The following is a 5,630-nucleotide window of genomic DNA, read 5'->3' as shown; positions in this document are numbered from 1 at the left end:
GTTCGAACCGGCCCGCGTCGAGGTCGGCCACGGCGCGCGGGCCGGTTCGAACCCCGCTGCCCGGTCTGCGGGGCGGAGCTGTCCCCCGGCCTGGTCGGGGAGGACGCCCCGGCCGATCCCCGTAACGTGTACGCGGCGACCAAGCTCGCCCAGGAGCATCTGGCCGCCGCCTGGGCCCGGGCCACGGGCGGGACGGCGGTGTCCCTGCGCTACCACAATGTGTACGGCCCCCGGATGCCCCGCGACACCCCCTACGCCGGGGTCGCCTCCTTCTTCCGCTCCGCGCTCGCCCGCGGAGCGGCGCCCCGGGTCTTCGAGGACGGCGGCCAGCGGCGGGACTTCGTGCATGTCCGGGACGTGGCCGCGGCGAACGTGGCCGCGCTGGAGGCGCAGTCCGCGCCGGGCGCGCTCACCGCGTACAACACCGGCAGCGGTGAGCCCCGTACCGTCGGCGAACTGGCGCGGGCGCTCGCCGAGGCGTGCGGCGGCCCGGAGCCGGTGGTCACCGGGGAGTACCGGCTGGGGGACGTACGGCACATCACCGCCGACTCCGCCCGGCTGCGGGCCGCGCTGGGATGGCGGCCGCGCGTGGAATTCGCGGACGGGGTGAAGGAGTTCGCGCGGGCCGGGCTCGGGGAGGAACCAGCGCCCTCGCGCTAGCGCGCGGTCGGCAGCGTCACCTCGAAGCGGCAGCCGCCGGGGATGTTGCGGACGGCGGCCCGGCCCCGGTGGGCCTCCACGATGCCCCGGACGATGGCGAGGCCGAGTCCCGCGCCCGCCGGGGGCGTCCGGGCGTCGGTGCCGCGCCAGCCGGTGTCGAAGACGCGCGGCAGGTCCTCCTCCGGGATGCCGCCGCAGCCGTCGGTGACGGAAACCACTACGCCCTCGTCGGTGCGTTCGGCGGCGATCGCGACCGTGCCGTCGGCGGGCGTCCGGCGGATGGCGTTGACCAGCAGATTGCCGAGCACCCGGCTCATCTCCCGGCCGTCGACCTCCACCGGCACCGGCTCGACCCGCTCCCCCACCAGCCGCACCCCGTGTTCCCTGGCCAGCGGGTCGGCCCCGGCGAGCGCGTCGCCGACCAGGTCGTACAGGGAGATCCGGGCGAGGCTCAGGGAGAGGGTGCCCGCGTGTATCCGGGAGAGTTCGAAGAGGTCGCCGACCATGTCGTTGAGGCGTTCCACCTCGGCGCGGATCTGCTTCAGATAGCGGTCGGGGTCGGCGGCGACCCCGTCCTCCAGGGCCTCCGCCATGGCCCGGAGTCCGGCCAGCGGGGTACGCAGATCGTGCGAGATCCAGGCGACCAGCTCACGCCTCGATGCCTCCAACGCCCGCTCCCGCTCCCGGGAATCGGCGAGCCGAGCGCTGGTTGCGGCCAACTCCCTGCTGAGGGACTCCAGTTCGGCGGTCGCGGGCCCGTCGGGCGCGGCGAAGGCGCCGCCGTCCCCGAACGACCGTGCGGCGTCGGTGAGTTCGCGGCTGCGGGCGACCACCCAGCGGCCCATCATCAGCGCGGTGGCCAGGGAGACCACGGCCGCCATGGCGACGACGGTGGTGACCACGGACAGGTCGTGCGGGGACAGGAACATCGCCCAGGCGACCGCGAGGGTCCCGGCGAGCATGGCGACGACACCGACGGCCGCGACCACCGCGAGGGAGGCGGTGAGCGAGCGGCGCCGGATCAGCCGCAGAACGCAGGCTCCGGCGAGACCGGTCGCGGCGGCGCCCGCGAAGGCGTAGAGGGCGATGAGGAGCATGGCGTGCACGGTCAGTCCACCGCCCCGCCGGGCTCGAAGCGGTAGCCCACACCCCACACCGTCTGGATCAGCCGGGGCCGGGCCGGGTCGTCCTCGACCTTGCCGCGCAGCCGGCGCACATGCACCGTGACCGTGGAGAGGTCTCCGAAGTCCCAGCCCCACACCTCCCGCATCAGGTCCTCCCGGCCGAAGGCGCGGCCGGGATGGCGCAGGAAGAAGGCGAGCAGGTCGAACTCCCTGAGCGTGAGCGCCAGTTCGCCGCCGTTCTTGGTGGCGCGGCGGGCGTCCGGATCGACCGAGAGACCGGCTGCGGCCAGTCGGTGGCCGCCGGTCGCGGCGGGGCGGCTGCGGCGCAGCACGGACTCGACGCGCAGGACGAGTTCCCGGGGGCTGAAGGGCTTGGTGACGTAGTCGTCCGCGCCGACCTCCAGGCCGAGGACACGGTCCTCCTCGTCGCCCCGGGCGGTCAGCATGATGACCGGCACGGGGCCTTGCTCCCGCAGTCGCCGGCACACCTCAAGGCCGTCCATGCCGGGCAGCATCAGGTCGAGCACGACGAGGTCGGGCCACCGGTCGCGGGCGCGGCCGAGCGCCGTGGGGCCGTCGTCGGCGCGGTCGACCGCGTAGCCGGACCGGTCCAGATATCCGGCGACCACCTCGGCGACGGTGGGGTCGTCGTCCACGACCAGAACCCGGGCACGGGCTCCGTCCCGGTCTCGGTCTCGTACCGGCTCGTCCGTGATGGCGGCCCGGTGGGGCTCGTACTGCGATCGCATGCCTCAAGCGTCCCACCACCCATGGCCGGCGGGCAGGGCGGCGGGTTCGGTGTCCGCGTTTCGTAAGGACCGGAAGTCCGTTATGCCCGGTTCGCGTTCGTAGGGTGAGAGCCATGACGATCTCTTCTTCGGACGTCGACGTGGTGCTGCCCTGTCTGGACGAGTCCGAGGCCCTGCCCTGGGTGCTCGGCCGGATCCCGGTGGGCTGGCGTGCTCTCGTCGTCGACAACGGCTCCCGCGACGGCTCGGCCCGGATCGCCCGGGCCCTGGGCGCGACCGTGGTGGACGAGCCCCGGCGCGGTTTCGGCGCCGCGTGCCATGCCGGGCTGACCGCCGCCACGGCCGGCATCGTGTGCTTCTGCGACTGCGACGCCTCACTGGACCCGGCGCTGCTCGTGCCCTTCGTCCAGCGGATCCAGGAGGGGGCGGCCGATCTGGTGCTGGGCCGGCGGCGCCCGGTGGCCCGGGGCACCTGGCCGGTGCACGCCCGGGCCGGGAACCTCGCGCTGGCCCGGATGCTGCGCCACCGCACCGGGCTGCGGCTGCACGATCTGGGGCCGCTGCGTGCCGCCCGGCGCGAGGCGCTGCTCGGGCTGGGTCTCACCGACCGGCGCAGTGGGTACCCGCTGGAGATGGTGGTACGTGCCGCCGACGCCGGCTGGCGGGTCGCCGAATACGACGTGCCGTACCTCCCGCGCACCGGTACGTCCAAGGTGACGGGCACCTGGGCCGGTACCTGGCACGCGGTGCGGGACATGCGCCGGGTGCTGACCGCGGCCCCGGCCCGGGAGAGGGCGGCGCAGTGACCACCTTGCTCGTGATCGCCAAGGAACCCCGCCCCGGCAGGGTCAAGACCCGGCTGACACCGCCGTTCACCCCGCGGGAAGCGGCCGAGCTCGCCGAGGCGGCGCTCGCCGACACCCTGCACACGGTGGCGCGGACCCCCGCGTCCCGGCGGGTCCTGGTGCTGGACGGGACGCCGGGGGCCTGGCTGCCGCCGGGCTTCGAGGTCGTACCGCAGTGCGCGGGCGGCCTGGACGAGCGGCTGGCGGACGCGTTCGCGCGCTGCGCGGGACCCACGCTGCTGATCGGCATGGACACCCCGCAGGTCACACCGGAGCTGCTGACCGTGGACTTCGCCGACTGCGACGCGTGGCTGGGCCCGGCGCGGGACGGCGGGTTCTGGGCGCTGGGGCTGGCCGAGCCCGACCCGGCGCTGCTGCGCGGTGTGCCCATGTCGACGCCCGGCACCGGGGCCGCGCAGCGGGCGCGGCTGACCGCCGCCGGGCTGCGGGTGCGGGAGCTGCCCCGGCTGCGGGACGTCGATGTCGCCGCCGACGCCCGGGCGGTCGCCGCGCTGGTCCCGCACGGCCGGTTCGCCGCCCAGCTGGCCCGCTGCGCCGCGGGGCTGCCCCGATGAGCGGCTCCGTCGCCTGGGCCGCCGCCGACCCGTACGCCACCGCGCTGCGCACCGGCCGGGGCCCGCTGTTCCTGCGCCGTGCCGACGGCTGGCTGCTGCCGCTCGAGGTGGAGCGCTGGTGCGGCCGGGCCGATCCGGTCGATCTCGCGGTGCTGGACCGCTGCGAGGGCGCCGTCCTGGACGTCGGCTGCGGGCCGGGCCGGCTGGTGGCGGAACTCGCCGCCCGTGGCCGTACCGTGCTCGGCATCGATGTCAGCGACGCGGCGGTGGAGCACACCACCGGGCTCGGCGGTCCGGTGCTGCGCCGCTCGGTGTTCGAGGCGCTGCCCGGCGAGGGCCGCTGGGACACCGTGCTGCTCATGGACGGCAACATCGGCATCGGCGGGGACCCGGCCGCGCTGCTGGAGCGGGTGGCCGCGCTGCTGCGGCCGGGCGGCCTGCTGATCGCGGAGACCGTGCCCGCCGATGTCGATGAACGCGCCCAGGTCGAAGTGGTCGACGTGACCGCGGGCCCGGGCGCCCGCGGCGGCACGTTCCCCTGGGCCCGGCTCGGTACCCCGGCCCTGCTGCGCCGGGCGCGCGGGGCCGGGTGGCGGCGCGTCGCTCAGTGGGGCGCCGGTGGCCGCTGCTTCGCCGCCCTGCGCACCCGCAGCACCAGCAGCGCGGCGGAACCGCCGAAGAGCACGGCGGTGATCAGCAGCCAGCGGGTGAGGAAGCCGTCCGGGGACAGGCCGGTCGCCAACCGATAGCGCTCGGCGGTCCTCCCGCTGATCAGCGGGAACCACACGAGGAGCAGCAGAGCGGACAGCGCGGCCGGGACCCGTACGTAGGGGGTCCAGGCGCGCTGTCCGGCGGCCGCGAGACCGTGGATCACCGCCCGGTCGGCCGCCGCGTACAGGGGCACCAGCACGAGGTCGTGCAGCAGGGCGGCGCCCACGATCCACAGCGCCACCGCGAACCAGTCACCGGCCAGCAGCCGGATCCCGGCGTAGGCGGCGAGCGCGAACGAGCAGGCGAGCAGCAGGAGTTGGAGGGGGCTGCCGAGCGCGACGCGCAGTCGTCGGGGCGTCATCGCAGGGCTCCGAAGGTCAGCCGGCCGACCCATTTGGTGTTGAGCACACCGGGTGCGGCGGGCACGATGACACGCGCCGGGTGGCCGTGGTCGGGGGAGAGTTCCTCGCCGTTGACGTACAGGGCGAGCAGGGTGCGCGGATCGGCCACCTGGTTGGCGCGCAGGGCCGCACGGCGGAAGGCGCCGTGCCGTTGCAGGGACTCCACGAGCACGTCCGGCGGATCGCCGTCATGGCCGACCAACGCGGCGAGGTCGCGCAGCCGTACCCCGCGCCACCACTGGTCGGCGGTCGACCAGCCCTCCACGCAGGCGATGGGCAACGAGGAGCTGTGCAAGGGGAGTTGGAGCAGCTGGGCGCGGCTGAGGCGGACGGTGCCGGTACGGCCGGTGACGACCAGCCGCCAGGCGTCCTCGTGGGTGTCGGCCGCGGTGATCCCGGCGTACGCGGCGGTCTTGTTGATCTGGAAGCCGTTGGGTCCGCCGTTCGGATCGGCCGTGCCGTGCGGCGCGAGCAGGGCGGTACGGCGGAAGGGTCCGCCGAGGCTCTGTCCGACCGTGGTCAGGAACAGCAGCAGCGAGCCGCCGCCGACCAGCCCGAAAGCACC

7 protein-coding genes are annotated in these 5,630 nt (G+C 75.3%); 4 read left to right on the top strand and 3 right to left on the bottom strand.

Going from position 1 to position 5,630, the window contains the following annotated elements:
* Positions 1–660: NAD-dependent epimerase/dehydratase family protein (locus CCN72_RS24085; RefSeq protein WP_143664183.1), on the top strand; the 660-nt coding region annotated here is incomplete at its 5' end.
* Here the strand turns inward: CCN72_RS24085 and CCN72_RS24080 are convergent.
* Together CCN72_RS24080 and CCN72_RS24075 are read right to left on the bottom strand one after the other, a co-directional pair.
* Positions 657–1,766 carry a sensor histidine kinase gene (locus CCN72_RS24080; RefSeq protein ID WP_086809504.1) on the bottom strand — a complete coding sequence of 370 codons (1,110 nt, stop codon included), beginning with the start codon at positions 1,764–1,766 and terminating at the stop codon, positions 657–659. The genes CCN72_RS24085 and CCN72_RS24080 overlap by 4 nt on opposite strands.
* Positions 1,767–1,768: 2 nt before the next feature.
* Entirely contained in the window at positions 1,769–2,533 is a 765-nt protein-coding gene (locus CCN72_RS24075; RefSeq protein WP_244174426.1) for a response regulator transcription factor, read from the bottom strand.
* Between the two features lie 113 nt (positions 2,534–2,646).
* On the opposite strand from CCN72_RS24075, the gene CCN72_RS24070 reads away from it, so the two are divergent.
* Genes CCN72_RS24070 through CCN72_RS24060 form a run of 3 tightly spaced genes read left to right on the top strand, consistent with a single transcriptional unit; the run spans position 2,647 to position 4,702 of the window.
* Positions 2,647–3,339 (top strand): glycosyltransferase family 2 protein, encoded by a 693-nt coding sequence (locus tag CCN72_RS24070; RefSeq protein ID WP_202442367.1) that lies wholly within the window; start codon positions 2,647–2,649, stop codon positions 3,337–3,339.
* A complete protein-coding gene (locus CCN72_RS24065; protein ID WP_086809500.1) occupies positions 3,336–3,953 on the top strand; it encodes a TIGR04282 family arsenosugar biosynthesis glycosyltransferase in 618 nt (205 codons plus the stop codon). The genes CCN72_RS24070 and CCN72_RS24065 overlap by 4 nt, the downstream gene beginning before the upstream one ends.
* Positions 3,950–4,702, top strand: a complete 753-nt coding sequence (locus tag CCN72_RS24060; protein WP_086809498.1) for a class I SAM-dependent methyltransferase — start codon at positions 3,950–3,952, stop codon at positions 4,700–4,702. Before CCN72_RS24065 ends, CCN72_RS24060 begins: the two co-directional genes overlap by 4 nt.
* A gap of 319 nt (positions 4,703–5,021) precedes the next feature.
* Here the strand turns inward: CCN72_RS24060 and CCN72_RS24055 are convergent.
* Positions 5,022–5,630: molybdopterin-dependent oxidoreductase (locus CCN72_RS24055; protein ID WP_158101404.1), on the bottom strand; the 609-nt coding region annotated here is incomplete at its 5' end.

This window comes from Streptomyces murinus (assembly GCF_002154555.1).
In the GTDB taxonomy this organism is placed as follows: Bacteria; Actinomycetota; Actinomycetes; order Streptomycetales; family Streptomycetaceae; genus Streptomyces; species Streptomyces murinus.
This window is presented reverse-complemented; position numbering and strand designations above follow the sequence as displayed.

What these genes read in the sequence shown, in the direction of transcription:
- CCN72_RS24075 (WP_244174426.1), bottom strand. Translation starts at nt 2,533, where the DNA reads ATGCGATCGCAGTACGAGCCCCACCGGGCCGCCATCACGGACGAGCCG.
- CCN72_RS24070 (WP_202442367.1), top strand. Translation starts at nt 2,647, where the DNA reads ATGACGATCTCTTCTTCGGACGTCGACGTGGTGCTGCCCTGTCTGGAC.
- CCN72_RS24060 (WP_086809498.1), top strand. Translation starts at nt 3,950, where the DNA reads ATGAGCGGCTCCGTCGCCTGGGCCGCCGCCGACCCGTACGCCACCGCG.